Origin of the sequence: Streptomyces sp. NPDC048411, from assembly GCF_040704695.1 — a bacterium.
Classification (GTDB): Bacteria; Actinomycetota; Actinomycetes; order Streptomycetales; family Streptomycetaceae; genus Streptomyces.
On record NZ_JBEZKL010000072.1, the window covers coordinates 14,206 to 37,728 of the forward strand.

Genomic DNA, 23,523 nt, shown 5'->3' on the forward strand with positions numbered 1-23,523 from the left:
GCTCATCTCGGGTCCCGGTTCCGCAGCAGCGCCGCGATCTCCGCGAACCCGCGCCGCTCCGCGTGTTCCAGCGCCGTCACCCCGTCGCCGTCCGGCAGACCGGGGGTCGCGCCCGCCGCCAGCAGCAGTTCGACGATCTCCTGGTGCGCCCGGCCACCGTCGCCCAGGATCACGGCCTCCAGCAGGGCGGTCCAGCCGAGCCGGTTGACGTGGTCGACGTCGATGTCCGTGACGTGGAGCAACTCCCGTACGTAACCGACATGGCCGCGCTCGCTCGCCGGGATCAGCGCGATGCCGCCGAACCGGTTACGGAGCTTCAGGTCGGGACCGGCCGGCAGCAGGGTGTGCAGCATCGCGACGCTGCCGGTGACGCCGGTCGCCAACCAGGGACTTTCCTCGCGCCGGTCCTGCGCATCGGGGTCCGCACCCGCCTCGACGAGCAGCCGGGCGAGCTCGACGTGGTCGCTGTGGACGGCGAGGAGCAGCGGGGTGCGCCGCTCCTCGTCGCGGACGTCGACGCGGGCGCCGCCCTCGATCGCGGTGCGTGCGGCATCGGTGTCACCGGTGCGCGCGGCTCGGAGCAGGTCGTGATCGAGGGCGTTCATCCGTGGTCTCTCCTGGGCTGTGGTCGGCTGTCCTACTTGGCGAGTGCGGCGACACCCGCCTGGGCGAACTTCTCGTCGAGGTCGCCGCTGGGGGCACCGGCCACTCCGATGCCGGCCACAGGTGCACCCTTGACCTGCACCGGGGCGCCGCCCGCGAGGAACAGGGTGCCAGGGATGTCCTTCAGGTTCGGGGTCTGCGCCAGACGGCCGGCGAGCACGGAGGTGGGGGCGTTCCAGGAGACGGCGGTGTACGCCTTCTTCCCCGCGGACTCGTACGCCTGCGGGCCGGAGCCGTCGCCGCGCAGCGTCACGAGAGTATTGCCGTTCCGGTCGACGACGGCGACCGCCACACGCTGGTTCTCCTTCTCTGCGGCGTCGAGGGCGGCGCGCGCGGCCTCGGTGGCGGCGGCGACGGTCAGATGGGTGGTCTGCTGGAGGTTCCGGTTCGCCGTGTCAGCCGTGACGGCGGCGGCAGGGGCAGCGGCCGGGGCGGAGGCGCTCGCGGACATGGCACCGAAGGTTCCGGCACCGAGCGCGGCGGCGGCGACGGCACCGGTGAGGACACGGGTGCGCAGCGACATCTTCTTCATGGTGGGGCTCCTCGACGATTCGACGGTGTTCCGCTCGGGCGGTGTTCCGGCTCTGTGATCGATCCTCCGGCCGGATCCGGGCCCGTAACGTCGACGTACCGGCTCGACCCCGCACGCGGGACGGCTGACGGCCCCATCGGCCGATCGGTTGATGCGGAGCTGGCCCCACCGGGTCACCATGGACGTATCCACGCAGGTCAGCAGCAGCCCTTCGACAGTCGGCAGGGAGTACGAGGTACGAGGTGGAGCACCGAACCGAAGCCGCCGACCCGGATGCCCGGTGGCTCGCTCTGCTCATGCACGCCGCGTTCTTCCTGCTGCTCGGTGCCTCCCTGGCCCGCTTCCTGCTCCGCCACCCGGGCGAGGACCGCACCCCATGGATCATCGCGCTGTCCGGCACGCTCGCCGCGCTGTATCTGCTGGGCCCGGTGTTCGGCTCACGCCCCACCCCGCGTCGGCTGGCCCGGCTCGGGGTGCTCGTGGCCGTGTGGATGGTGCTCGTCGTCCTCGCTCCGAGCTTCGCCTGGTGCGCGGTGCCGCTCTTCTACACCGGGCTGCGGCTGCTCCCGCCGCGCGCCGCGCTCGCCCTCGTCGCACTGCTCACCGTGTTCGTCGTGGCCGCGCAACTGCGGCTGGCCCACGGCTTCGACCCGAATCTGGTGCTCGCGCCCCCCGCCGTGGCGGCCATCGCGACCGCGGTCTTCGTCCACATGCAGCGCCAGGCCGTGCGTCAGCGCGAACTGATCGACGATCTGCTGCGTACCCGCCGCGAACTCGCCGCCACCGAACGCCGCGAAGGCACCCTCGCCGAACGCCAGCGGCTCTCCATGGAGATCCACGACACCCTCGCGCAGGGCCTGTCCAGCCAGCAGATGCTGCTCCAGGCCGCGGACCGCACCTGGGACGCGGACCGGGCGACCGCCCGCCGCCATGTCCGTACGGCCACAGGCATCGCCGAACGCAACCTCGCCGAAGCCCGCCGCTTCGTCCACGACCTGGCACCGGCGGATCTCGCGGAGGGCGGCGGCCTGGAGGCGGCGCTGCACGCACTGGCCGCCCGCGAAACGGTGCAGGCCCAGGGGCTGCTCACGGTCCGCTGCCATGTGGAGGGGGCGCCGCACGCGGCACTGCCCGACCGGGTGCAGTCCGCACTGCTGCGCATCGCCCAGGGCGCGCTGGCCAATGTGAAGGAGCACGCGGACGCCACGGAGGCCGCGCTGACACTGACCCACCTGGACGACCGGACCGTCCTGGACATCGCCGACAACGGCCGTGGCTTCACCCCGCCCGCACCGGCGGTACCCCGTGGAAGCCACGCACCGGCGCCGGCCCACCACGCCCCCCGGCGGCGCCTGCGCCCTACCTGGGAGGCGGCCGCCCCGCGTCCGGCAGCGGGCGTACGCGGCCACGGGCTGCCCGCGATGCATGCCCGGCTGCACCAGCTCGGCGGCACACTCACGATCGAATCGGTACCGGGCGAGGGAACCGTCGTCTCCGCCGTGGTCCCCATGCCCGCCCCTGCCCCGTCGCCCTCGCCGGAGGAACCCTCATGACCTCGCCCGCCGTACGGATCCTGCTCTGCGACGACCACGCCGTCGTACGCGCCGGACTGCTCGCCCTCCTGGGCAGCGAACCGGACATCGAGGTCGTCGGCGAGGCGGGCAGCGGCGAGGAGGCCGTCGCCCTGGCCGCCCGGCTCACCCCCGACGTCGTCCTGATGGACCTCCAGCTGGGCGAAGGAATCGACGGCGTCGAAGCCACCCGTCGCATCGCGGCCACCGGCGTCCACGTCCTCGTCCTCACGACGTACGACACCGACGCCGACATCACCCGCGCCATCGAGGCGGGCGCCACCGGCTATCTGCTGAAGGCGGAACGCCCGGAGGAACTGTTCGCCGCGATCCGCTCGGCGTCCCAGGGCCGCACCACGCTCTCCCCACCGGTCGCCGGCCGTGTCATGGCCCGCATGCGCAGCCCCCTGCCGACGCTCACCGACCGCGAACGCGACATCCTGGGCCAGCTGTCCCAGGGCCTGGGCAACCGGGACATCGCCCGGGCCCTGTTCATCAGCGAGGCCACGGTCAAGACGCACCTGGGCCGCATCTACGACAAACTCGGCGTCGACACCCGCGCGGGCGCCGTGGCCGTCGCGAAGGAGCAGCGGCTGCTGCCGTGAGCCGGTCCGCCTGCGGCGAGGACCGCCGCAGCGCCAAGCACCCACGGTCCCGGAGGCCGTGGGGCGACCCACCGCTCCGGCGTCGGTGCACTCCCGGGCATGACACCATCGAACTGTGCTCGACATCGGCTACTCCCTCTCCCGACGCTTCCCCGATCCCCCGCAGACCGACTACCGCCGCGCGGACGTCCACGCCCTGCGGCACGACCTGTTCTCCGGGGACGTCTACCTCGCGGACACCAAGGCGGACCGCGAGGTATCCACAGCCTGGGGATGGGTGCCCGTGCTCGACTTCGCCTGGGCGCTCTGCGACATCGTCGAGCAGATCGACCAGGACCCCCGCGGCAGCCGCTCGCACCGACGGCAGTTCGCCGAGCTGGACTTCACCGAGTCGTCCGACCGGATGCTCTTCGAGCGCCGATTCGGCTGGGTCGATGTCGAAGCCGACTGGATGCCCGGCGACGAGCCCCCGCTCACCTTCAGCCACTCCCTGCTGCGCCGCGAGGCCCGCGACTTCCTGCACGACCTGATCGCGGACCTCGCCGACATGCACGAGGGGCTCGCCGACAACCCCGTGATCTGGGACCTCCAGGCCCGCTTCCCCCGCGTCTGACGAGCGGATCCGGGGAATACCGGCTACGCCTCCACCCGCACCCCGATCTGCGCCGCGAACGCCGGGGCCAGTTCCATCAGCTGCACCGGGCTGATCACCGCCCCCGCCAGCCGCTCCACGCCACGGGCGATGTCCAGCTCGGCGGCCGTCCGCAGGTCCACCGACTCCATCCGTACGGAACTGAAGTCGGCACGCTTCAGCACACAGTCCCGGAACTCCACCCGCACGAGCTGCGCGTCCCCGAAGTCCGGCTCGGCCAGCACGCAGCCCTCGAAGACCACGTCCTTCAGCCGCGCCTTGCGCAGGTTCAGATAGTCGATCTTCCCGCCGCGCACATGGACCCGCTCCAGCACCGCGCCGTGCAACTGCACCCCGCCCAGCCGCGCGTCCACCACCTCCACCTCACGCAGCGACGCCCCCGAGAGATCGGTGCCCACCCCCCGCACCCCCGTCAGGACCGAGTCGATGAAGCGAGCCCTGATCAGCTCCGTACGGTCGAGCGCGCATCCCTCCAGCGCGCAGTCCATGAACCGGGCGCCCGGACCCGACTCGTCCGAGAGGTCCGTCCCCTCGAACCGCACACCGTCGTAGTCCCCGTCCGGCTCCAGCCCCACCCCGTCGTACGGAACGAGCGGCGGCAGCCGCACCTCCGGTCGCCGTGCCGCCGCGATGGTGTCCGTCTTCCTGCTGCTGCGCGCCATGCCCCCATCGTGACCCACGCCACTGACAGCGCCCCCGCGCCGATGTCACACCCGGGCCCCTCCGGACGTCATCTCTTCGTCATCGTTCACGACGACGAGGAGACAGGGACGCATGCAGCGCATCCACATCATCGGCGGCGGACTCGCCGGGTTCACCGCAGCGATCACAGCCGCCGAGTCCGGCGCCCTGGTGACCGTCCACGAGGCCCACCACACGCTCGGCGGCCGCGCCAGGACCGCCGAGGGCCCGTACCGCACCAACGAAGGACCCCACGCCCTCTACCGCCACGGACCGCACTGGACGTGGCTCGCGCAGCGCAATCTTCTCGGCCCGGTCGCCACGGTGCCGCTCCTCGAAGCCACCCGGCTCCGTTTCCGGCTGGGCGGCACCCTGCGCCGCACCCCGCCCCTCGGCCTCCTCCGGCTCACCCGCCGCCGCGCCGGACACGCCCCCGTCGACACCGACTTCCACACCTGGGCCACCGGCCGGGCCGGCGAGGAGACCGCCCGCGCGGCCGCGCACTACGCCGCCGTGGCGCTCTTCCACCACGACCCCGGTTCGCTTTCCGCCGCGTTCGTCCAGGAGCGGCTGCGCCGCGCCACCGCGCTGCCGCCCGAGGCGCGCTACCCGGTCGGCGGCTGGGCGCAGATCATCGACCGGATGGCCGCACGCGCCTGGAACCTGAGCGTCCGGATCGAGACGGTGACACGGATCGACCCGAGCGCCCTCGACGACCTGGCCCGCAGCGGCCCCGTCATCGTCGCCACCTCCCTCGACGCCGCAAGCGGACTGCTCCACGACCCCACGCTGACCTGGGACAGCGGCAGAACCGCCCTGATCGACCTGGCCCTGCGCACCCGGCGCGGCGACGCCTTCGCCGTCTCCGACCTGGACGCCCCCGGCTGGATCGAACGCTTCAGCGCCCAGGACCGCACCCTTGCCCCGGCGGGCCGGCAGCTCGTCCAGGGCCAGTTCCCCGTCGCCCCCGGTGAGTCGAAGGCGGCGGGCATCGCCCGTGCCGAAGACGTCCTCGACCTCGGCTTCCCGGGCTGGCGCGACCGCGTCGAGTGGCGGCGCGACGCGCTCGCCGCCGGCCGCACGGGCGCGGTCGACCGCCCCGGCACCACATGGCGGGACCGGCCGGCCATCGACCGCGGCAACGACATCTACCTCGCGGGCGACCAGGTAGCGGCGCCGGGACTGCTCAGCGAGGTGTCGTTCAACAGCGGGATGGAAGCGGCGCTGCTCGCCCTCGGAACGGGCGAGCAGCACCCGCCGAACCGTCGGACGCTTGACCTCAAGCGGAGTTGAGGTCGGAGGGTGTTCCTCGTCAGCCAGTCGACCCGGGGAGCCCGCACATGCACGCCATCCGCCTCCACACCTTCGGACCCGCCGAGAACCTCACGTACGAGACGACCGACGACCCGGTACCCGGCCCCGGCCAGGTCCGGATCGCCGTCGCCGCGGCCGGTGTGCACCTCCTCGACACCGCCCTGCGCGAGGGCATGACAGGGCCGTTCCCCGCCCCCGCCGAGCTGCCCACCGTCCCCGGCCGCGAAGTCGCCGGAACGGTCGACACGCTCGGTGAGGGCACCGACCCCGGCTGGCTGGGCAGGCGCGTCGTCGCCCACCTCGGCATGGTCCCCGGCGGCTACGCCGAACTCGCCGTCACCGACGCCGACAAGCTCCACCCGATCCCGCCCGGCCTCGACGAGGCCCAGGCCGTCGCCATGATCGGCACCGGCCGCACCGCCCTGGGCATCCTGCAGTTCACCGAGCTCGGCCCCGACTCGGTGGCCGTCGTCCCCGCCGCGGCGGGCGGCATCGGCACCCTGCTCGTCCAGTACGCCAAGCACGCCGGAGCCACCGTCATCGGCCTCGCCGGCGGACCCGCCAAGGTCGCAGCGGTGAAGGCCAACGGCGCCGACCTCGCCGTCGACTACACCCTCCCCGACTGGCCGGCCCAGGTCATTACCTACCTCGACGGCGTCGGCCGCCGCGCCACCGTCGTCTACGACTCCGTCGGCGGCGTCACCGCGCGCGCCGCCGTCGACCTCCTCGGCAAGGGCGGTCAGCACATCGTCTTCGGCTGGTCCGGCGAGGGACTTCACAACGGGTCCCCGCTCACCTTCACCGACGAGGAGCTCGCCGAACGCGGCATCACCTCCCAGGACGTCCTCGGCCCGGCAATGATGCAGAAGGCGGGCGGCCTGCGCGCCCTCGAAGAACGCTCGCTCGCCGAAGCCGCCGCGGGCCGCCTGCGTCCCGCCGTCCAGCGCTTCCCGCTCGCCGAGGCGGCCGCCGCCCACCGCGCCCTGGAGACGCGCGGCACGATGGGTAAGGTCGTCCTCGTCCCCAGCCTCTCGAGGCAAGCACCCTCCTAGGGAGTGTTTCGAAAGTCCCGCCTGCCTGGCGGGCGGACGGCGGGACTTTCGAAACACGCCCTAGGACCTCGGTCAGCCGCCGAGCTTCACCAGCGCCCCGTCCGTCAGCCGGTACACCGTCCACTCGTCCTGCGGGCGCGCGCCCAGCGACTCGTAGAACGCGATGGACGGGGCGTTCCAGTTCAGCACGGACCACTCCAGACGCTCGTACCCCCGCTCCACACAGATCCGTGCCAGCTCCGTCAGCAGCGCCTTGCCGTGCCCGCCGCCACGCCGCTCGGGGCGTACGTAGAGGTCCTCCAGGTAGATGCCGTGCACCCCGCGCCACGTCGAGAAATTCAGGAACCAGAGCGCGAAGCCCACGATCTCCCCGTCCTCGTCCGACTCGGCGATGTGCGCATACGCGGCGGGCCGCTCGCCGAACAACGCCTCGTGCAGCTGCTCCTCGGTGGCGTTCACCTCGTGGAGCGCCTTCTCGTACTCGGCGAGATCGCGGACCATGGAATGGATGACAGGGACATCGGCAGCAGTAGCGGTACGAATCATGGGAGCAGCGTAAGCAGCCTCCCCTGCCACCGTCTTCCCGCTGTCCCCGGCCCAGCAACCGCCGGGCGATTTCCGGCTGCTCCGGCCCCAAGCGGCTCTCCCCGTCCGGCCGCAGCCCCCGCTCGCCCAGGAACCGGTGCGCGGGCCCCGGGAACGCGGCCAGGAAAGACCCGCCCGGTCTCGCCGGTGTACTTGGACCGGGTGGCGATCAGCGCGTCCGGAATGTCAATCACGCACCCGATCGTAGGCCCGTGCGTCAATCGGTTATGCCCCCCAGCAGCCCGGCCCCGCCCACGAACCCGCTCTCCCTCCCGACGCGCGCCCTGCGCGCCGTCCGCTTCTGGATCCGCAGCGCGCCCGGGACGTACATCTGGCTGACGGCCCTCTTCGTCACCACGGTCGTGGTGCATCAGATGTCCCCCGACTTCGAGGAGGACTTCCTGCGTCAGCACTCGACCAACATCCACGAGCTCATCCGCGACCCGGTACGTGTCCTCATCTCCAGCGCCTTCTGGATCGACAGCGGCAAGTGGCTCCCGTACGCCTTCCTCTTCACGGTCTTCCACGCACCCGCCGAACGCTGGCTCGGCACGCTGCGCTGGCTCGCGGTTGCGGCGCTCGCCCACATCCTGGCCACCCTCGTCAGCGAGGGCGTCCTCGCCTGGGCCGTCCGGCACGGAGAGGCACCCGCGTCGGCCGTCCACACCCTGGACGTCGGGGTCAGTTACGCACTCGCGGGCGTCGTCGCCGTCCTCACGTACCACGTCTCCCGGCCCTTGCGGTACGGGTACCTCTTCGCCGTCCTCGTCGTCTACGGCATCCCCCTCATCACCAGCCGCACCTTCACCGACCTCGGCCACCTCACCGCCGTCCTCATCGGTCTCGCCTGCTATCCGCTCACCCGGGGGAGGACGAAACCGCCCCCGCGCAGTAACCTCCCGCCACACAGGAACTCGGCTTCACAAGGACGAGCAGGGGCAACATGAGCACGGTCAGCACGGTCAACGGCGGAATATCGTTCTGGTACGCGGACCAAGGCACACCCGTCCCGCGCGAGCCCCTGCCCGGCGACACCACCACGGACGTCTGCATCGTCGGCGGCGGATACACCGGACTCTGGACGGCGTACTACCTCAAGAAGGCCGCTCCCTTCCTGAACATCACCGTGCTCGAGGCGAAGTTCTGCGGCTACGGCGCCTCCGGCCGCAACGGCGGCTGGCTCTACAACGGCATCGCAGGCCGCGACCGCTACGCGAAACTCCACGGCCACGACGCCGCCGTCCGCCTCCAGAAGGCGATGAACGACACCGTCGACGAGGTCGTACGCGTCGCCGCCGAAGAGAACATCGACGCCGACATCCACCAGGGCGGCGTCCTCGAAGTGGCCTACACGCCGGCCCAGCTGGCCCGCCTCAAGGACTTCCACTCCGTCGAGATCGCCCTCGGCGAGACCGACCGGGTCCTGCGCGGCGCCCGCGAGACCGCCGAACGCATCCGCGTCACCGGAGCCGTCGGCTCCACCTGGTCGCCGCACGGCGCCCGCCTGCACCCGGTCAAACTCGTCAAGGGGCTCGCCGACGCCGTCGAGGCGCTCGGCGTCACCATCCACGAGTCGACCCCCGTCACCGAGATCAAGCCCAAGCACGCCCACACCCCGTACGGCACCGTCCGCGCCCCGTACATCCTGCGCTGCACCGAGGGCTTCACGGCCAACCTCAAGGGCCAGAAGCGCACCTGGCTCCCGATGAACTCCTCGATGATCGTCACCGAACCGCTCCCGAAGTCGGTCTGGGACACCATCGGCTGGGACGGCCGCGAGACGCTCGGCGACATGGCCCACGCCTACATGTACGCCCAGCGCACCGCGGACGACCGCATCGCACTCGGCGGCCGGGGCGTCCCGTACCGCTTCGGCTCCGGCACCGACAATGACGGGCGCACCCAGCCCGCCACCATCGAGGCCCTCCGCGAGATCCTGGTCCGCTTCTTCCCCACCACCGCGGGCGCCCGCATCGACCACGCCTGGTCCGGCGTCCTCGGCGTCCCCCGCGACTGGTGCGCCACGGTCACCCTCGACCGCTCCACCGGACTCGGCTGGGCCGGCGGCTACGTCGGTTCCGGCGTCGCCACCACCAACCTCGCCGCCCGCACTCTGCGCGACCTGATCCAGCAGGACTCCGGTCAGTCGGGCCCCACCGATCTGACCACCCTCCCCTGGGTCAACCACAAGGTCCGCCGCTGGGAACCGGAACCCTTCCGCTGGATCGGCGTCCACGGCATGTACGCGGCCTATCGCACCGCGGACCGGCGCGAACTCACCTCGGCCGAAGCCACCACCGACCCGATCGCCAAGGTGGCGGACCGGCTGGCTGGACGGCACTGAAAAACATTCGTTCGCCGATGCCCTTGTCGACTCTGACGTCGAAGTCGCGTGGGGCGAGTGATGACTTGGGCACGTTGATCCATCAACTGGGGCAGGCGACGGCGCCGTTGGAGGGAAAGTTCAGCGGTCCGGGGTGGGCGGCGTTCGACTCGTTCAAGAATCGCGCGGACGAGATCACGGCGGCGTTGAACGGTTCGTTGTCGGCGCTGCTGGGTGGCAAGTCGGGCATGGAGCAGGCGTTCGGTTCGGGTGACCAGGAGCAGGGCGACAACGCCCGGCAGCAGATGGGTGCGGCGAACTTCGACGCGGCCTGTTTCGGCGGACGCTGATCTTTCGAGGGGCAGGGTTTGTGATGGCTGGTGACAGTGACCGTCGCGCGTACGACACGGGTGCGTCGGAGGATGCGCAGGGCAACATCCGGGTCGTGATCGCGCGTCTGGAGGAAGTGATCGCCGCGCGGGACGGCCAGGTCAAGGCGGCGATGGCGGACTTCTCCGCGGACGGTGTCGCGGACGGTGTCGCGGACGAGTACCACGGCAAGGAACTGCAGTGGAACCGGACCTCACAGGAGGTCAGGAACATCATCCAGCTGCTGAAGACGACGCGGGAAGCAACGTCGGCTTCCAAGACCACAACCGGATCTTGGAAGCCGACGCCACGCGAGGCCCGGACCATCAGTCAGTCAGCAAACTTCAAGACCCAGTTGCCGTTTCTGTGCCCGGCCGGGTGACGTACGACCCCGCGGCCGGTGACGCGCCGTTCTCGTTCCGACTCTCCAGGACGACAGCCGGCTCGAGAGGCGAGGCGATCTCCTGGTCCTTGCTGTGAGACGCCCAGTCGCGGATCCCGATGACGACCATGACGAAGAAGATCGCGTAGACGATCCCGGAGAAGTACAGCTGGGAATGAATAGCGAGGGGCACCCCGACGAGGTCGACGGCCAGCCAGACGAACCAGAACTCCACGTACCGCCGGGCCTGGGTGTACATCGCCAGGATCGAGCCGACGAAGATCCAGGCGTCCGCGAGGACCATCCACCAAGGAGCGCCCGGGTAGAACGACGCGTCGGTCGACTTGAGCAAGGCGCCGAACGCGAACGTCCCAGCGGCCATGACAGCGATCAGTACAGCCCGCTCCCGCCACGTTGCCCAGCGGACGTTGATCGCGCCTTCCCTCTCCCTGCTGCGCCGCCAAGTCGCCCAACCCCACGACGCCGATGCTATGATCACAATCTGCCGGGCGGCGTTACCTCCGAGATGAACGTTCAGGCTCGCGATCAGCAGTAGGACCGACCCGAGGATCTGCACCGGCCAGGCCACGAGCAATCGCCGCAACGCCAGCCAAACGGTTGCGAGCGCCAGGATGTTGCCCAGAAAGTCGGACCAGTAGACGGGGACACCGAAGAAGCTGAACTGCTCATTCAGCCACTGGAATGTGCTCATTGCTAACACCTTCGTTCGTTCGGAGCAAGGCTGAGCGTGGGCTATGGGCCCGGACCGGGCCAGTCATGACGCATGGAGTTCGGCAGTGCGCGCCGAGTCCGCGCGGAGTGATATCTCAGGCGGAGAAGGTTCTTTCGTACGCGGCGAGCGCGTCGGTGAGGACGCGCCGCCCGCGGTCGGAGGCGAGAAGCGCCTCGGACCGCAAGACGTCCTGCCGGGCGGCGCGCACCAGGTCGTCGGGCGACGCGAACTTCACCGTGTCTCGAATCCGTGCCACGAACCACAGTCCGACGCGCTCTCCATAGAACTCGTCCGACGTGTCGTGGCAGTACACCTCGACGTGTACATCCGCCGTGTCGCAGAAGGTCGGGTTCGACCCGATACTGATCGTTCCTCGGTGGACGGCGCCGGTCGAGTGGCGTACGACCCAGCCGCTGTAGATCGCAGACGGTGGGACCCGCGAGTCGGGATCGGCCGCGACGTTCGCGGTGGGGAACCCGAGCCCACGGCCTCGACCGGCACCATGCACCACCGCACCCGTGAGCTGCCCGTGGACGGTCACGGTGTCACCCATGGGGGATGAGTTCGCGGAACTGGCTGGTGTGGAAAACGAGTGGCTCCACGCCGGAGAACAGCTCAGTCGTCATCAACTCCATGAGCACGATCTCGTGATCGCCACCGTCGTAGGTCGCGCTCACCCGAGCCGTCAGCCAGAGCGCGGCGTCCTCGATCACGACGGCGCCCTCGGGCGTCGCCTTCCACGCGACGCCCTCGAAGCGGTTGACCTCCCGGGACGCCAAACGCCGGCACAGCGCACCCTGACCGCGGCTGAGCACACTCAGCCCCAGAACGGGTGCCCCCGCAAGGCGCGGCCAGGTGGTCGAGGTGCGGGCCACGCTGACCGCGACCATGGGCGGTTGGAGCGAGATCGAGACGAACGAACTCGCCGCGAACCCGACCGGTTCGTTCCCGCGCAGCGCGCTTATCGCGACGACACCGGTCGGGTAGGCCCCGAACGTCTGCCGCAGCGTCGCCGCGTCCAGCTCCGCCGGCACGGATGCCCCGGGCGGGTTGTGGGTAGACGTGGCCATGGTCTTCGACATCCTTTCGTCGCGAGTTCTGTTTTCAGTGCCTGTACTGTGCCGCGGGGTGGCTGGCCGGCAGCGCGCGGTCGGATGCTCCGGTGAGTCGTTCGCGCAGGCTCTCGCCCTCCGTGTACTCCCCGCGGAAGACTCCGCGTGCCCGCAGGATCGGCAGGACCGACTCGACGAAGTCCGTCGTCGAGGTCGGCTGGATCGTCGGGGACAGCAGGAATCCGTCAAGGTCGGCGCCTTCCGCAAGCGCGCAGATCTCGTCGGCGATCTCCTCGGCCGTGCCGACGACGGGCCGCGCTCCGACGCCGTGGGTGTGCCAGTCGGCGAGGACGTCGCCGACCGTCTTACCGGCGAAGCGGGCCACCTGGGTCTGCGACAGCTCGGTGGAGAGATCCGTCATGGGCGTCTCGGGCGCGTAGGACGAAAGGTCGAGCCCGGTGAACATGGAATAGCTGGCGACGGTCACCTCGGGCCGCTGAGCGTCGAGGATCCGCTGATAGCGCCGCTCCGCATCGGATGTCGTCGCACCGACGACACACGAGAACGCTGACATCACCTTCACGTCGTCGGCTCGACGACCCGCCTTGACCGCCTCCTCACGGATGGAGGCGGTGTGCCCGGCGAGCTGCTCGACCGAGCCGCTCCCCACGAACATGCATTCGCCGTGCCGGCCGCCGACCCGGCGACCGGCAGGCGATGCCCCTGCCTGGAACAGCACGGGCGTGCCCTGCGGGGAACGCGCGGTATTGCCGTACCCCTCCGAGCGGAAGAACGGGCCCTTGTGGGTGACGAGGTGCACCTTGGCGGGGTCGGCGAACCTTCCGTCCTTATCCTTCTCCAGCGCGTCCGGCTCCCAGGCCCCCTCCCAGTACTTGTAGACGAGGTCGAGGAAGTCCTCGGCCATCCGATAGCGGTCGTCGTGCGCCACCATCTCCATGCCGAACGCCTTGACCGCGGTGTCGGCCGTGCCGGTCGTCACGATGTTCCAGCCGATCCGGCCACCGGAGAGCTGGTCGAGCGTGGCGATGCGACGCGCGAACGCGTACGGCGGTTCCACGAGGACGGAGCCTGTCATGACGAGACCCAGGTTGGTCGTCGTGGACAGAAGCGCGGACGCCACGACCATCGGGTCGAGCCGCGGGAGGTCGAGGGTCTCCTCCGTGGCGATGGGCGGGCGCGTGCCGTTGATCTCGGACCAGCCCCAGGCGTCGGCGAGGAACAGGAAGTCCAGCTTGGCGTCCTCGCAGATCGCGGCGAGATCGCGCCAGTAGTCGAGAGTGTCGAAAAGATGCCGTCGGCTGTCGGGGTGACGCCAAGTGGCCGTGCCACTCGCATTGGTCTGCGCGTTCTCGAACACGCCGAGCTTGAGGTTCCTCATGGGTGGTTCTCCGTAGTGCTGGTGGGTGACCCGCGGGATGTCAGGAAGCAGAGGTGATTGCGGGTACGTCGAGCTGGTCCGGGTAGGGCATGGAGGCCTGAGCGCCGAGGCCGGTGACGGCGTGCGACGCCGCTTGCACGGCGCGTTCGACCGCGGCCGGAAGATCGGCGCCGCGCCCGAGGGCGTCCGCGAGAGCACCGCAGAAGGTGTCGCCGGCACCCACGGTGTCGACGGCGTCCACGAACGGCGCGGGAATGTGCGTGATGTTTGTCCTGTGCGCCATTTTCAGGATGGCGCCGTCCGCCCCGAGTGTCACCACGACGGCCCGGCACGGGAGCGCGGCGCGCTCCAGCAGACCTCGCACGTCATCGACGGTGGCGGGACGGTCGGCGCCGAGAAGTGAGGCGAGTTCGCCGAGGTTGGGGACGAGGACGTCGACGGCGGCCAGTACCCGCGCGCCGATCGGGCGAGCGGGGGCGGGGTTGAGGACGACGACCCCGCCCTGTTCGCGGGCCCGCAGGACCGCTAGGTCGACCACGTCGGGTGCGATCTCGTTCTGGACGACGACGACCTCTCCCGTCGACCGGACGAGCCGGGACGGCAGGTCCTGGACACCAAGGTCGGCGTTGGCCCCAGGATTCACGACGATGGTGTTCTCGCCGGCGTCGTCGACGACCACCGCGGCAATTCCGGTCGTGGCCCGCTCGTCCGACCGCACGGCATCGACGTCCACGCCTTCGGACGCGAGCGCGTCGAGGATGGTGGCCGCGTCCGCGCCGACCCTGGCGACGAGACGCACCCGCGATCCGAGGCGAGCAGCCGCGACGGCCTGGTTGGCACCCTTGCCACCAACCCCCTCCACGAAGTGCCGTGCGAGCACGGTCTCGCCGGGGTGCGGCAGATCCTTGACGGTCAGGACGAAGTCGCGGTTCACCGAACCGACGACGGTGATGGACGACATTGACACCCCCTGGGAAATCGATTTCCGACATGCTGTACCAGCACTTACGCGCCGTCAAGTAGCCTCGTCGTAAACGATTGCCCCGCCGCCATGGCGCATCCGCCCACCGACCGAGAGGGACACCTACGTGACAGCGCCCCGACTCCTCGACGTGGCCGAGGCCGCGGGCGTCTCCCGCGCGACGGCATCACGCGTTCTCGCCAGCACGCCGCGCAACGTCGATCCCGAGCTCGCACGCCGCGTCGAAGAGGCCGCGCACCGGCTCGGCTACCAGCCCAACCACTCCGCCCGGGCGCTGCGCACCGGCACCACCGGCACCATCGGCGTCGTCGTCCCCACGCTCGCCAACCCCTATTTCGTCCAACTCGCCGATGCCATCGCACAGCACGTGCGTGCCGCCGGCGGCACGCTCGTGGTGTCCGACGCAGCGAACGACACCGCGATCGAGGCCGAGCAGATCGACACCCTGCTCAGTGGCCGGGTGGACGGCCTGCTCGTCGTCCCCGTATCAGCCAACGCGTCCGGACCCGCCATCCACAATGCCGCCAGACGTCACCCCGTCGTCCTCTTCGACCGATGGGCCAAAGGATCCGGCACCGTCGCCGTCACACTCGACAACGCGTCCGCGGTCCAGCTTCTCGTCGATCACCTGAAGGGCATCGGGCGGCACCGGATCGCCCTCATCGCCGCCGATCAGGCCTCCTCCTCGGGTGCCGAACGGCTCGCAGCCTTCACCGAAGCGCAAGGTCCCGACGCCACCACCATCCTCCTGCCCAGCTTCACCACCGACGCCGGACGGACGGCGGGGCGCCGCATCATCGAACAGCGCGACCAGGTAGACGCGGTCGTCTGCGGAGCAGACGTCCTCGCCGTAGGGCTCGTGAGCACGCTGCACCGTTCATCGGTCGCCGTACCCGGGCAGATCGCCGTCACCGGGTTCGACGACACCGAGATACTCGAGCTCCTCGACCCTCCCATCACGTCCATCCGTCACCCGTTGTCCGCCATGGCCGAACGCGCGCTGACTCTGCTTCAGGCACCCGGCCGCGAACGAACTGAACGGGTCGAACGGTTCCCCCCTCAGCTCGTCGTTCGCGCCTCAACCGACGTGGAATCCTGACGCATGGTCACATCGTCGGTTCAGCGTCCGTGCGCATGGGCAATGGCCGCCTGGGGTGATCCCAGCAGCCAGCCCCGCCCCATCCACCGGCTCCCCGCCAGTCGGACCCCCTCGGGCGTACGGCGGTAGAGCACCGATCGGCCGGACCGGGCGCGGGCGACGAGGCCTGCCCGGTGCAGTACACCGAGGTGGTACGAAACCGTTGCGGGGCTGAGGAAGTGACGTACCGCCAGCTGTGCGGTGGAGGCCGGCTGCGCCAGCTCGGCAAGCAGCCCGGCGCGGGTGGGGCCGAGCAGCTGGGCCATCTCGGCGGAGGGCGCTGCTGGGGCGATGGCCTTGTCGCACACGGGATAGACGAGCATCGGGGGCCGGGCTTTGCCGCGCGTTGCGTCCACGGCCACGCCCGGCCGAGGTGCGACAAGTGACGGCACGACGACCACCAGGGGCACGGGCAGCGCGATCCGGAACCGGCTCTCGGCGCGCAGGGTGCCGTCGGCCCACCGGATGCCGGAATGCAGGGAGTTGAAGAGCCTGGCCGCTCCGTGCCGGGCCAGCACGCCGGCGCATCGGTCGACCTCCGCGTCGAGGGCGGCCTTGGCGGCCTCCCAGTGCGGGGCGAAGGCCAGCTCCCAATAGCGCCGCACCTCGTCAGCCGCCTGCCGGGCCACGTGCGCACCACCCCGCGCCCTGGCCCGCTGCACCCCTGCCGGCAGCTCGGAACCCGCGAGGCCGTGTCGCGGCCGTCCGTCGCGCAACGCCTCCAGCTCGCTCAGGACACGTTCGGGCGGGGTGCACCGGACCTGCTCCAGCTCCTCCTCGACGGCCGGCGAAGGCCCGGAGGGATGCGGGCTGAGGAAGTCGGGCACGTATCCGCCCCCGTCCAGGGCCAGTTCGGACAGCAGCGGCAGCCGAGCCCGGCGCAGCACGCGCCGCGCACGTGCGACCGACGGATCCGCATCAGGGGCCGGTCGCAGCCCCCAGGGCAGCAGCTTCTCAGGTCAGCTGCCTGAGCAGCGAGAAACTGGGCGGGTACAGAACCGAGAAGAAGGGCTGACCTCACCTTCGCATGGCAGCCTGCGCGCCCCGCTCTCATGGAGGCGGGGGCGCTGTCATGTCGACTGGCAGGATGGGGTGACCTCCTGGTTGATCATGCTGGGAGGGGTCGTTCGTGGGGAGCGCGTCGCTGTCTGGGGCGTGTTTCGAAAGTCCCGCCTGCCAGGCGGCGTCTGGCCCGCCCTACGGGCGGACGACGCTACTTTCGAAACATGCCTAGTACTTGCTGATCTCCCAGAAGCGGAAGACGGTCGAGGCGTCCAGGGTCCACTCCAGGCCGGAGATGTTGTCGTACGCCACCGCATACTGCTTGCCCTGCCACAGCGGCAGGATCGGCAGGTCCTCGGCCACGACGTCCTGGAGCTCGTTGAAGGTCCTCTCGGTGGTGCCCCGTTCGGCTCGGGAGGCGGCGTCGGGGATGATCCGGCCGGTGATGTCGTCGTTCACGTATCCGTTCTGCAGGACGTTGTCCTTGCCGAAGAACGGCTGGGTGAAGTTGTCCGGGTCGGGGTAGTCCGGGACCCAGCCCTTCACGTAGACGCCGAGCTTGCCGGCCGCTATCTGCTTCTCGTACTGGTCGAAGGGCAGGGACTTGACGTCCGCGTCGAACAGTCCGCTCGCATTGAGCTGCTGGGCGATCGCGCGGAACTCGTCGTCGGTGGCGGGGCCGTAGCGGCTCGGCGTGGACCACAGCGTGAGTTTCACCTTGTCGGTGATGCCCGCGCTGCGCAGCGCCTGTTCGGCCTTGGCAGGCTGGCTCTCGCCGTACTTGTCGAAGAACGCGGTGCTGTGGGCCGTGATGCCGGCCGGGACGATCGAGTACAGCGGGGTGGCCGTCGAGTGGTAGACCTGGCTGACGAGGGCGTCACGGTTCACCAGGTACGCGATGGCCTTGCGCACGGGAAGCTGTCGGACCACCGGGTCCTTCATGTTGAAGACCAGATGCTGCACCTCGGCGCTGGTGCCTTCGACGACGTCGATGCCCTTGTCGGCCGCGGCGGTGGATTCCTCCAACCGGGAGATGTCCCGCGCGGTCAGACCACGGTAGGCGACATCGATGTCGCGTTTCTGCAGTGCGGACGCCAGTTCCTTCTGATCGCCCCGGAAGAAGTCGAGGGTGACGCCCGAGTTCTTCACCCGCGCTGTGCCCCGGTAACTGGAGTTGACCGAGAAGACGGCCTTCGACTTGTCGAGGGACTTGAGCTTGTAGGGACCCGACCCGACGGCCTTGCCGTCCTTGCGCAGGCTGTTCATCGGGTACTCGCGGTGGTTCACGATGGAGCCGGCGCCCGAAGCGATCTTGCTGGGGAAGGTGGCATCGGGAACGTTGAGCTGGAAGACGACCGTTCGCGCGTCCGGAGTGGTGATCTTCGCGATCGTGGAGAGCAACGGCGCGGGGCCGCCGGGGTCGTCGATCCTGATCGCCCGCTCGAAGGAGTACTTGACGTCCTCGGAGGTGAGGCTGTCGCCGTTGCTGAAGGTCAAGCCATCGCGGAGAGTGCACCGGTAGGTCCTGCTGCCGTCCGCGAACGAGCAGGACTTCGCCGCTTCCGGCTGAGGGGTCGATGTCCCGCGGGGAAAGCTGAGAAGGGACTGAAAGACATTGTTGAACAGCAGCCAGGACCCCGGGTCGTAGCCCGAGGCCGGATCCGCGGCCAGAACGTCGTCCGACATGCCCACGACGATCGAGCCGCCGGACTCGGCGGCGTCTCCTCCGGACTGGAAGCCGCAGCCGCCCAGCAGGGCCATCGCAAAACCGGCCCCGATGGGCGCGCTCGTCCATCGTTTGCGTATGTTCACAGAACTGCCTCGTGCTCTCTATCGGCCGCGCGAGGGATCCTGCGCGGCCGGGATTGATCAGGAACCCGGTTGCGGATCTGGTCGGCCCGTTCGGGAATGGTGTGGCCGCTGCCCCGCCGCCTGACCCAGGTCCGGATGGGCCGGGAGCCTCAGCCCTTGTCGCCCGGGGCTCGGCCAGGCCGGACCCGGCCGGTGCCGAGGCACCCGGAACTCCTCCATCTCGGCAGTGAACCGGGTGCAGTCGTTGCTGTGTCGTCCGCGGTCCCCCTCCAGACGGGGGGATGCTCCGCGCATCCGGACCAGGGAGGCGAGCATCTTGTCGCCTGATCATAAAGGTGGGGTGGCAGCCGCTTCCTTATGCCTCGGGTATATGCCCCGGTAGTTGGTGGCGGCCGGCCGCCCACCGGTGTCTTCGGCTCGAACACGTGCCGTCCACCGCTCTGCACGCTCGCCCGCGGGGGTCGGTCACGGTGCCCGGGACGGGGGTTCGGGAGCCACGGCCAACGCCACGGTGCCGCGACGCTCATGCTCGCCGCCGTCATCGATGTGAAGATCGTGTCGGACACGCTCGGGCACAGCGACACCCGCATCACCCGGGACATCTACCCAGAGGGTCCTCCCCCACCTCGGGAGGACCGCGGCCGAGGTCACCGCCAAGCTGGTCCCACTCCAGCGGAAGGCCGAGGCGGGGGATGCCGCCCGCAAGGCGGAGAAAGCCCGGAAGGCCCAGCGCGCCAAGAAAGCCGAGGCCGCAGCCGAGAAAATGGCGAAGCGGAAGAAGCCCGGGAAGTAGGGTCCGGCGGCCCTCCGCTCACGTATCGCTCACGCAAGCCGCCCCACGACACCCCAACCATGCGCCCCGCCGCGCCTCGCACATAAGAAAGCCCCAGGTCACGGGCTGTGTGACCTGGGGTTTCTCTGAGCCCCCTGTCGGATTCGAACCGACGACCTACGCATTACAAGTGCGTTGCTCTGGCCAGCTGAGCTAAGGAGGCAACGCGCACATCAAAGCCGCGCGCGCAAGCTCCCTCACTCTACACAGCGGCCCACCTCCTGATCCACGAAGTTCTTCCGCACCCGTGACCACTCGACCATCCGTGCGTCAAGAGGACTGACGCGCTGTTCCAACTATCAGACAGCTGAACCCGAGGAGCGGACATGGTGGATTCGGCGGACCGGAACATACGTGTCACGGGGGAAGAGGCCAAGCGCGTCAAGCGGGAGGCGCTCTGCATCCCCGACCGCCGGAAGCATCACGGCCGGGCGTCGACCCGGCTGAAGAGCCGCGCCAAGGAGCCGGGCACCCAGCAGCGGGTGTACCGCTTCCGCTTCTGCCCGAGCCCGGCACAGTCCGAGCAGCTGGAGAAGACCTTCGGCGCCTGCCGGTGGGTCTACAACGAGGGCCTGACGGACCCTGGTCATCGTGGACCGTTTCTTCCCGTCGACGCGTCGGTGCTCGTGCTGTCACGCGAAGGGCCCGTCGTTGGATGTGTCGGTGCGGGAGTGGACCTGCATCGAGTGCGGGGCGACGCACGACCGGGATGTGAACGCGGCACGGAACCTCCGCGAGGAGGGTTTGCGGCTGTACTGGCTGGTGGCCTCGGCGCTACCGCCCGGCAGAGTGCCGCCGCCTGTGACCAAGGCATCAGAGCTGCCGGAGGTACTGCTGACCGCGTGAACGGTCCCGATACGGGTGTTACGGACCGACGGGCCGTCGGCCGATATGCCTGTGGAGCATGTGTCAGACCGGCCGGGTGTGACCCCCAGGGTTGCGTCGGCTCGGCAGCGGGCGATGAAGCAGAAAGTGCTGCATTCACAGCAGGCCAAAAACCCGTGGCACTGCCTGCATGCGCAAGGTCAAAAGTGCGTCGCTCCGCCTGCCCCATCTGAGGGGAGATTTCAGTCGCCCTCGAACTACTGACAGATTCGAAATGGCCAGGTAGCGTCCTTCAGGGTTCACCCAAGTGGACCAGACCACTCCCTACTCGGATCGTCCGGCACGTTCCTGCCGGTGGAGGAGAAGATTCAGCATGGCCAGTGTCACGTTCGACAAGGCGTCCCGCGTCTACCCCGGCTCCACCAAGCCCGCCGTGGACCAGCTCGAGATCGACATCGCGGACGGTGAGTTCCTCGTCCTCGTCGGCCCTTCCGGTTGTGGCAAGTCGACCTCCCTGCGCATGCTCGCGGGTCTCGAGGACGTGAACGGCGGCGCGATCCGCATCGGCGACCGCGATGTCACGCACCTGCCGCCGAAGGACCGGGACATCGCCATGGTGTTCCAGAACTACGCGCTCTACCCGCACATGACCGTCGCGGACAACATGGGCTTCGCGCTCAAGATCGCCGGTGTCAACAAGACCGAGATCCGGGCGAAGGTCGAAGAGGCCGCCAAGATGCTGGACCTCACCGAGTACCTGGACCGCAAGCCGAAGGCGCTCTCCGGTGGTCAGCGTCAGCGTGTCGCGATGGGTCGCGCCATCGTGCGTGAGCCGCAGGTCTTCCTGATGGACGAGCCGCTGTCGAACCTCGACGCCAAGCTCCGGGTCTCCACCCGTACGCAGATCGCGTCGCTCCAGCGCCGCCTCGGCATCACGACCGTGTACGTCACGCACGACCAGGTCGAGGCCCTCACCATGGGTGACCGCGTCGCGGTCCTCAAGGACGGTCTGCTGCAGCAGGTCGACTCGCCGCGCAACATGTACGACCGCCCGGCCAACCTCTTCGTCGCCGGCTTCATCGGCTCGCCGGCCATGAACCTGGTCGAGGTCCCGATCACCGACGGTGGCGTGAAGTTCGGCAACAGCGTCGTCCCGGTCTCCCGCGAGGCGCTCACCGCCGCCGCGGACAAGGGCGACACCACGGTCACGGTCGGCATCCGCCCGGAGCACTTCGACATCGTCGAGCACGGTGGCGCCGCTGCCAAGTCGCTCTCCAAGGACAGCGGCGACGCCCCGGCCGGTCTGGCCGTCTCGGTCAACGTCGTCGAGGAGCTGGGCGCCGACGGCTTCGTCTACGGTTCCGCGCGCGTCGGCGGTGCGGACAAGGACCTGGTCGTCCGTGTCGGCGGCCGCGCCGTGCCGGAGAAGGGCACCACGCTGCACGTCGTGCCGCGTCCGGACGAGCTGCACGTCTTCTCGACCTCGACGGGTGAGCGTCTCGCCGACTGACGTCACACCCGCCGTACGACGGCCCCGCACCCCTCGTGGTGCGGGGCCGTCCGCGTACCGAAGCGCGTGTACGGGTTTGAGCCCGGACGTCCGGCGTCTTCGGCAAATACCCTGGTACTTCGGTCATTTCACCGGCGGTCGTCAACGCGGGATTCGAAAAGCGCCCTCGAACCATCCCCCGCAAGGGTGACGCAATGTCGCCATGTCATCACTGCCCGCTACGCTCGCTGCGTGACCCACACCGCGCGCCGCATCGGCCGAACTCTCGCTCTCGTCCTGCCCGTCGTCATGGTCCTCTCCGGGACTCTCGCGGTCACCCGTGTGCCGTGGGCAGCGCACAACTCCGAGTCGCAGGTCCTCACCGCGTCGGCTCGGACCGTATCGAAGCACGCCACGTCGCACACCCCGCAGGACATCCTGCGCGACCGGCTTCTCGTGGTGCTTCAGGAGAAGGACCCGGGCGTCGCGCTGACGAACCTCCAGCGCGCCGTCGAGGGACGCCCCTCACTCGCCCGGCACTGCATGTCGATCGCCAGGGAGCTGGGCCGCGCCGCGGTCGAGCAGTACGGTCCGACGCGGGCGCACCGGTTCTCCCGCCCGGTCTGCGACACGTCGTTCGCCTCGGGTGTCGCGCAGTTCAGCTGACCGGCCCGGTCCCGGCACGGCCTATCGTGCCTGGCATGCATACGTATCCGACGCAGGCCGTGATCCTGGCAGGTGGCCAGGGATCGCGGCTGCGCCCGTACACCGATGACCGCCCCAAGCCGATGGTCGAGATCCCGGGCACCGGGACCCCGATCATCGGCCATCAGCTTTCCTGGCTGGCCGCCGAGGGCGTGACCGATGTCGTCGTCTCGTGCGGTCATCTGGCCGAGGTGCTCCAGGAGTGGCTCACCGAGGCCGTCCTGCCGCTCCGGGTGACCACCGTGGTGGAGTCGGAGCCGCTGGGCCGCGGCGGCGGCCTGAGGTACGCCGCCGCCCGGCTGCCGGATCCGTCGGAGCCCTGGTATGCCACCAACGGCGACATCTGGACCCGTTTCTCGCTGCGTGAGATGGCCGCGTTCCATGCGGAGCGCGATGCGACCGCCACGCTGGCTCTGGCCCGTCCCCGTATCCCGTGGGGTGCCGTGGAGACGGACGCGTTCGGGCACATCACCGACTTCATCGAGTCGCCGCCGTCCCCGTATCTGATCAACGCGGGTGTGTACGTCTTCTCGCCGGCGTTCACGGCGCTGCTGCCGGAACGCGGCGACCATGAGCGGACGACGTTTCCCCGGCTGGCCCGCGAGCGGCGGCTGGCCGGATACCCGCTGCCGCACGGCGCGTACTGGCGGGCCATCGACACGGCGAAGGACCTGGCCGAGGCGGCGAGGGAGCTGGACGGCCGGTAGCGCGGCGGGCACGGCAGAGGGGCGGGGAACGGGGTGGAGGGGTGCCCCCCGCCCCGCGGGTGTGGGGGGCGGACGCACCGCCCCGCACAGCGGGGTGGGGCGCCCCCCCGCCGGCCCG

24 protein-coding genes, 1 tRNA gene and 3 pseudogenes are annotated in these 23,523 nt (G+C 69.9%); 16 read left to right on the forward strand and 12 right to left on the reverse strand.

Features of this window, described 5'->3' with window-relative positions; genetic code table 11:
* Positions 1 to 2: 2 nt before the first annotated feature.
* Together AB0915_RS23810 and AB0915_RS23815 are read right to left on the reverse strand one after the other, a co-directional pair.
* Entirely contained in the window at positions 3 to 605 is a 603-nt protein-coding gene (locus tag AB0915_RS23810) for an ankyrin repeat domain-containing protein (protein WP_366692999.1), read from the reverse strand.
* A gap of 32 nt (positions 606 to 637) precedes the next feature.
* Entirely contained in the window at positions 638 to 1,195 is a 558-nt protein-coding gene (locus AB0915_RS23815; RefSeq protein ID WP_366693000.1) for a heme-binding protein, read from the reverse strand.
* A gap of 296 nt (positions 1,196 to 1,491) precedes the next feature.
* On the opposite strand from AB0915_RS23815, the gene AB0915_RS23820 reads away from it, so the two are divergent.
* The 3 genes from AB0915_RS23820 (at position 1,492) to AB0915_RS23830 (ending at position 3,984) form a co-directional block, all read left to right on the forward strand.
* The gene (locus tag AB0915_RS23820; RefSeq protein WP_366693022.1) at positions 1,492 to 2,748 is read left to right on the forward strand and encodes a sensor histidine kinase; all 1,257 of its coding nucleotides are present in this window, start codon (positions 1,492 to 1,494) and stop codon (positions 2,746 to 2,748) included.
* Positions 2,745 to 3,371: a response regulator transcription factor gene (locus AB0915_RS23825; RefSeq protein WP_366693001.1), complete on the forward strand. Its 627-nt coding sequence runs from the start codon at positions 2,745 to 2,747 to the stop codon at positions 3,369 to 3,371. The genes AB0915_RS23820 and AB0915_RS23825 overlap by 4 nt, the downstream gene beginning before the upstream one ends.
* Positions 3,372 to 3,486: 115 nt before the next feature.
* Entirely contained in the window at positions 3,487 to 3,984 is a 498-nt protein-coding gene (locus AB0915_RS23830) for a hypothetical protein (protein WP_037692856.1), read from the forward strand.
* Between the two features lie 23 nt (positions 3,985 to 4,007).
* Here AB0915_RS23830 and AB0915_RS23835 read toward each other — a convergent pair whose 3' ends face one another.
* Positions 4,008 to 4,685: a pentapeptide repeat-containing protein gene (locus AB0915_RS23835; RefSeq protein ID WP_366693002.1), complete on the reverse strand. Its 678-nt coding sequence runs from the start codon at positions 4,683 to 4,685 to the stop codon at positions 4,008 to 4,010.
* Positions 4,686 to 4,797: 112 nt separating this feature from the next.
* Between AB0915_RS23835 and AB0915_RS23840 the strand changes: the two genes are divergently transcribed.
* Together AB0915_RS23840 and AB0915_RS23845 are read left to right on the forward strand one after the other, a co-directional pair.
* Positions 4,798 to 5,997, forward strand: coding sequence for an NAD(P)-binding protein (locus tag AB0915_RS23840; protein WP_366693003.1), 1,200 nt, complete (start codon positions 4,798 to 4,800; stop codon positions 5,995 to 5,997).
* A 47-nt stretch (positions 5,998 to 6,044) separates the two neighbouring features.
* A complete protein-coding gene (locus AB0915_RS23845) occupies positions 6,045 to 7,070 on the forward strand; it encodes a zinc-binding dehydrogenase (RefSeq protein WP_366693004.1) in 1,026 nt (341 codons plus the stop codon).
* Positions 7,071 to 7,142: 72 nt separating this feature from the next.
* On the opposite strand, the gene AB0915_RS23850 is transcribed toward AB0915_RS23845, so the two are convergent.
* Entirely contained in the window at positions 7,143 to 7,616 is a 474-nt protein-coding gene (locus tag AB0915_RS23850) for a GNAT family N-acetyltransferase (protein ID WP_366693005.1), read from the reverse strand.
* 266 nt (positions 7,617 to 7,882) lie between these two features.
* On the opposite strand from AB0915_RS23850, the gene AB0915_RS23855 reads away from it, so the two are divergent.
* From AB0915_RS23855 to AB0915_RS23870, 4 genes are read left to right on the forward strand one after another with little or no spacing between them, the layout of a single operon-like run.
* Positions 7,883 to 8,602 (forward strand): rhomboid-like protein, encoded by a 720-nt coding sequence (locus tag AB0915_RS23855; RefSeq protein ID WP_366693023.1) that lies wholly within the window; start codon positions 7,883 to 7,885, stop codon positions 8,600 to 8,602.
* Positions 8,599 to 9,999: an FAD-dependent oxidoreductase gene (locus AB0915_RS23860; protein WP_366693006.1), complete on the forward strand. Its 1,401-nt coding sequence runs from the start codon at positions 8,599 to 8,601 to the stop codon at positions 9,997 to 9,999. Before AB0915_RS23855 ends, AB0915_RS23860 begins: the two co-directional genes overlap by 4 nt.
* A gap of 17 nt (positions 10,000 to 10,016) precedes the next feature.
* Positions 10,017 to 10,328 (forward strand): hypothetical protein, encoded by a 312-nt coding sequence (locus tag AB0915_RS23865; protein WP_366693007.1) that lies wholly within the window; start codon positions 10,017 to 10,019, stop codon positions 10,326 to 10,328.
* 23 nt (positions 10,329 to 10,351) lie between these two features.
* Positions 10,352 to 10,729 (forward strand): pore-forming ESAT-6 family protein, encoded by a 378-nt coding sequence (locus AB0915_RS23870; RefSeq protein WP_366693008.1) that lies wholly within the window; start codon positions 10,352 to 10,354, stop codon positions 10,727 to 10,729.
* On the opposite strand, the gene AB0915_RS23875 is transcribed toward AB0915_RS23870, so the two are convergent.
* The 5 genes from AB0915_RS23875 to AB0915_RS23895 all read right to left on the reverse strand — a co-directional run bounded on the left by AB0915_RS23875 (position 10,692) and on the right by AB0915_RS23895 (position 14,874).
* Positions 10,692 to 11,441 carry a nicotinamide mononucleotide transporter family protein gene (locus AB0915_RS23875; protein WP_366693009.1) on the reverse strand — a complete coding sequence of 250 codons (750 nt, stop codon included), beginning with the start codon at positions 11,439 to 11,441 and terminating at the stop codon, positions 10,692 to 10,694. The genes AB0915_RS23870 and AB0915_RS23875 overlap by 38 nt on opposite strands.
* 115 nt (positions 11,442 to 11,556) lie before the next feature.
* Positions 11,557 to 12,015, reverse strand: a complete 459-nt coding sequence (locus AB0915_RS23880; RefSeq protein ID WP_366693010.1) for a riboflavin kinase — start codon at positions 12,013 to 12,015, stop codon at positions 11,557 to 11,559.
* Positions 12,008 to 12,532, reverse strand: a complete 525-nt coding sequence (locus AB0915_RS23885; protein ID WP_366693011.1) for a flavin reductase family protein — start codon at positions 12,530 to 12,532, stop codon at positions 12,008 to 12,010. Before AB0915_RS23885 ends, AB0915_RS23880 begins: the two co-directional genes overlap by 8 nt.
* 34 nt (positions 12,533 to 12,566) lie before the next feature.
* Positions 12,567 to 13,913: an NtaA/DmoA family FMN-dependent monooxygenase gene (locus AB0915_RS23890; RefSeq protein ID WP_366693012.1), complete on the reverse strand. Its 1,347-nt coding sequence runs from the start codon at positions 13,911 to 13,913 to the stop codon at positions 12,567 to 12,569.
* Between the two features lie 40 nt (positions 13,914 to 13,953).
* Positions 13,954 to 14,874 carry a ribokinase gene (locus AB0915_RS23895; RefSeq protein ID WP_366693013.1) on the reverse strand — a complete coding sequence of 307 codons (921 nt, stop codon included), beginning with the start codon at positions 14,872 to 14,874 and terminating at the stop codon, positions 13,954 to 13,956.
* 127 nt (positions 14,875 to 15,001) lie between these two features.
* On the opposite strand from AB0915_RS23895, the gene AB0915_RS23900 reads away from it, so the two are divergent.
* Positions 15,002 to 15,994 (forward strand): LacI family DNA-binding transcriptional regulator, encoded by a 993-nt coding sequence (locus AB0915_RS23900; RefSeq protein ID WP_366693014.1) that lies wholly within the window; start codon positions 15,002 to 15,004, stop codon positions 15,992 to 15,994.
* A 20-nt stretch (positions 15,995 to 16,014) separates the two neighbouring features.
* On the opposite strand, the gene AB0915_RS23905 is transcribed toward AB0915_RS23900, so the two are convergent.
* Together AB0915_RS23905 and AB0915_RS23910 are read right to left on the reverse strand one after the other, a co-directional pair.
* On the reverse strand, positions 16,015 to 16,920 hold the full coding sequence (locus tag AB0915_RS23905; protein WP_366693015.1) for a helix-turn-helix domain-containing protein: 906 nt from the start codon (positions 16,918 to 16,920) through the stop codon (positions 16,015 to 16,017).
* Positions 16,921 to 17,263: 343 nt separating this feature from the next.
* A complete protein-coding gene (locus AB0915_RS23910) occupies positions 17,264 to 18,796 on the reverse strand; it encodes an ABC transporter substrate-binding protein (protein WP_366693024.1) in 1,533 nt (510 codons plus the stop codon).
* A 555-nt stretch (positions 18,797 to 19,351) separates the two neighbouring features.
* On the opposite strand from AB0915_RS23910, the pseudogene AB0915_RS23915 reads away from it, so the two are divergent.
* A pseudogene (locus tag AB0915_RS23915) lies at positions 19,352 to 19,640 on the forward strand (site-specific integrase); the annotation flags it as partial.
* A gap of 128 nt (positions 19,641 to 19,768) precedes the next feature.
* Here AB0915_RS23915 and AB0915_RS23920 read toward each other — a convergent pair.
* Positions 19,769 to 19,842 (reverse strand) — tRNA-Thr (locus AB0915_RS23920).
* A 163-nt stretch (positions 19,843 to 20,005) separates the two neighbouring features.
* Between AB0915_RS23920 and AB0915_RS23925 the strand changes: the two are divergent.
* The 5 genes and pseudogenes from AB0915_RS23925 to AB0915_RS23945 all read left to right on the forward strand — a co-directional run.
* Positions 20,006 to 20,209: pseudogene (locus tag AB0915_RS23925) on the forward strand (RNA-guided endonuclease TnpB family protein); the annotation flags it as partial.
* A 46-nt stretch (positions 20,210 to 20,255) separates the two neighbouring features.
* A pseudogene (locus AB0915_RS23930) lies at positions 20,256 to 20,525 on the forward strand (zinc ribbon domain-containing protein); the annotation flags it as partial.
* Between the two features lie 352 nt (positions 20,526 to 20,877).
* Positions 20,878 to 22,014, forward strand: coding sequence for a sn-glycerol-3-phosphate ABC transporter ATP-binding protein UgpC (gene ugpC / locus AB0915_RS23935; RefSeq protein ID WP_366693016.1), 1,137 nt, complete (start codon positions 20,878 to 20,880; stop codon positions 22,012 to 22,014).
* A gap of 231 nt (positions 22,015 to 22,245) precedes the next feature.
* Complete coding sequence (locus AB0915_RS23940; protein ID WP_366693017.1) at positions 22,246 to 22,659, forward strand: hypothetical protein; 414 nt, start codon at positions 22,246 to 22,248, stop codon at positions 22,657 to 22,659.
* Positions 22,660 to 22,694: 35 nt separating this feature from the next.
* Positions 22,695 to 23,405 carry a nucleotidyltransferase family protein gene (locus AB0915_RS23945; protein WP_366693018.1) on the forward strand — a complete coding sequence of 237 codons (711 nt, stop codon included), beginning with the start codon at positions 22,695 to 22,697 and terminating at the stop codon, positions 23,403 to 23,405.
* Positions 23,406 to 23,523: the final 118 nt, after the last annotated feature.

Excerpts from the sequence above, each read along its gene's own strand:
- AB0915_RS23810 (WP_366692999.1), bottom strand. The coding sequence starts at position 605 with ATGAACGCCCTCGATCACGACCTGCTCCGAGCCGCGCGCACCGGTGAC.
- AB0915_RS23815 (WP_366693000.1), bottom strand. The coding sequence starts at position 1,195 with ATGAAGAAGATGTCGCTGCGCACCCGTGTCCTCACCGGTGCCGTCGCC.
- AB0915_RS23820 (WP_366693022.1), top strand. The coding sequence starts at position 1,492 with ATGCACGCCGCGTTCTTCCTGCTGCTCGGTGCCTCCCTGGCCCGCTTC.
- AB0915_RS23825 (WP_366693001.1), top strand. The coding sequence starts at position 2,745 with ATGACCTCGCCCGCCGTACGGATCCTGCTCTGCGACGACCACGCCGTC.
- AB0915_RS23835 (WP_366693002.1), bottom strand. The coding sequence starts at position 4,685 with ATGGCGCGCAGCAGCAGGAAGACGGACACCATCGCGGCGGCACGGCGA.
- AB0915_RS23840 (WP_366693003.1), top strand. The coding sequence starts at position 4,798 with ATGCAGCGCATCCACATCATCGGCGGCGGACTCGCCGGGTTCACCGCA.
- AB0915_RS23845 (WP_366693004.1), top strand. The coding sequence starts at position 6,045 with ATGCACGCCATCCGCCTCCACACCTTCGGACCCGCCGAGAACCTCACG.
- AB0915_RS23850 (WP_366693005.1), bottom strand. The coding sequence starts at position 7,616 with ATGATTCGTACCGCTACTGCTGCCGATGTCCCTGTCATCCATTCCATG.
- AB0915_RS23855 (WP_366693023.1), top strand. The coding sequence starts at position 7,883 with ATGCCCCCCAGCAGCCCGGCCCCGCCCACGAACCCGCTCTCCCTCCCG.
- AB0915_RS23860 (WP_366693006.1), top strand. The coding sequence starts at position 8,599 with ATGAGCACGGTCAGCACGGTCAACGGCGGAATATCGTTCTGGTACGCG.
- AB0915_RS23865 (WP_366693007.1), top strand. The coding sequence starts at position 10,017 with ATGCCCTTGTCGACTCTGACGTCGAAGTCGCGTGGGGCGAGTGATGAC.
- AB0915_RS23870 (WP_366693008.1), top strand. The coding sequence starts at position 10,352 with ATGGCTGGTGACAGTGACCGTCGCGCGTACGACACGGGTGCGTCGGAG.
- AB0915_RS23875 (WP_366693009.1), bottom strand. The coding sequence starts at position 11,441 with ATGAGCACATTCCAGTGGCTGAATGAGCAGTTCAGCTTCTTCGGTGTC.
- AB0915_RS23880 (WP_366693010.1), bottom strand. The coding sequence starts at position 12,015 with ATGGGTGACACCGTGACCGTCCACGGGCAGCTCACGGGTGCGGTGGTG.
- AB0915_RS23885 (WP_366693011.1), bottom strand. The coding sequence starts at position 12,532 with ATGGCCACGTCTACCCACAACCCGCCCGGGGCATCCGTGCCGGCGGAG.
- AB0915_RS23890 (WP_366693012.1), bottom strand. The coding sequence starts at position 13,913 with ATGAGGAACCTCAAGCTCGGCGTGTTCGAGAACGCGCAGACCAATGCG.
- AB0915_RS23895 (WP_366693013.1), bottom strand. The coding sequence starts at position 14,874 with ATGTCGTCCATCACCGTCGTCGGTTCGGTGAACCGCGACTTCGTCCTG.
- AB0915_RS23910 (WP_366693024.1), bottom strand. The coding sequence starts at position 18,796 with ATGGCCCTGCTGGGCGGCTGCGGCTTCCAGTCCGGAGGAGACGCCGCC.
- ugpC (WP_366693016.1), top strand. The coding sequence starts at position 20,878 with ATGGCCAGTGTCACGTTCGACAAGGCGTCCCGCGTCTACCCCGGCTCC.
- AB0915_RS23945 (WP_366693018.1), top strand. The coding sequence starts at position 22,695 with ATGCATACGTATCCGACGCAGGCCGTGATCCTGGCAGGTGGCCAGGGA.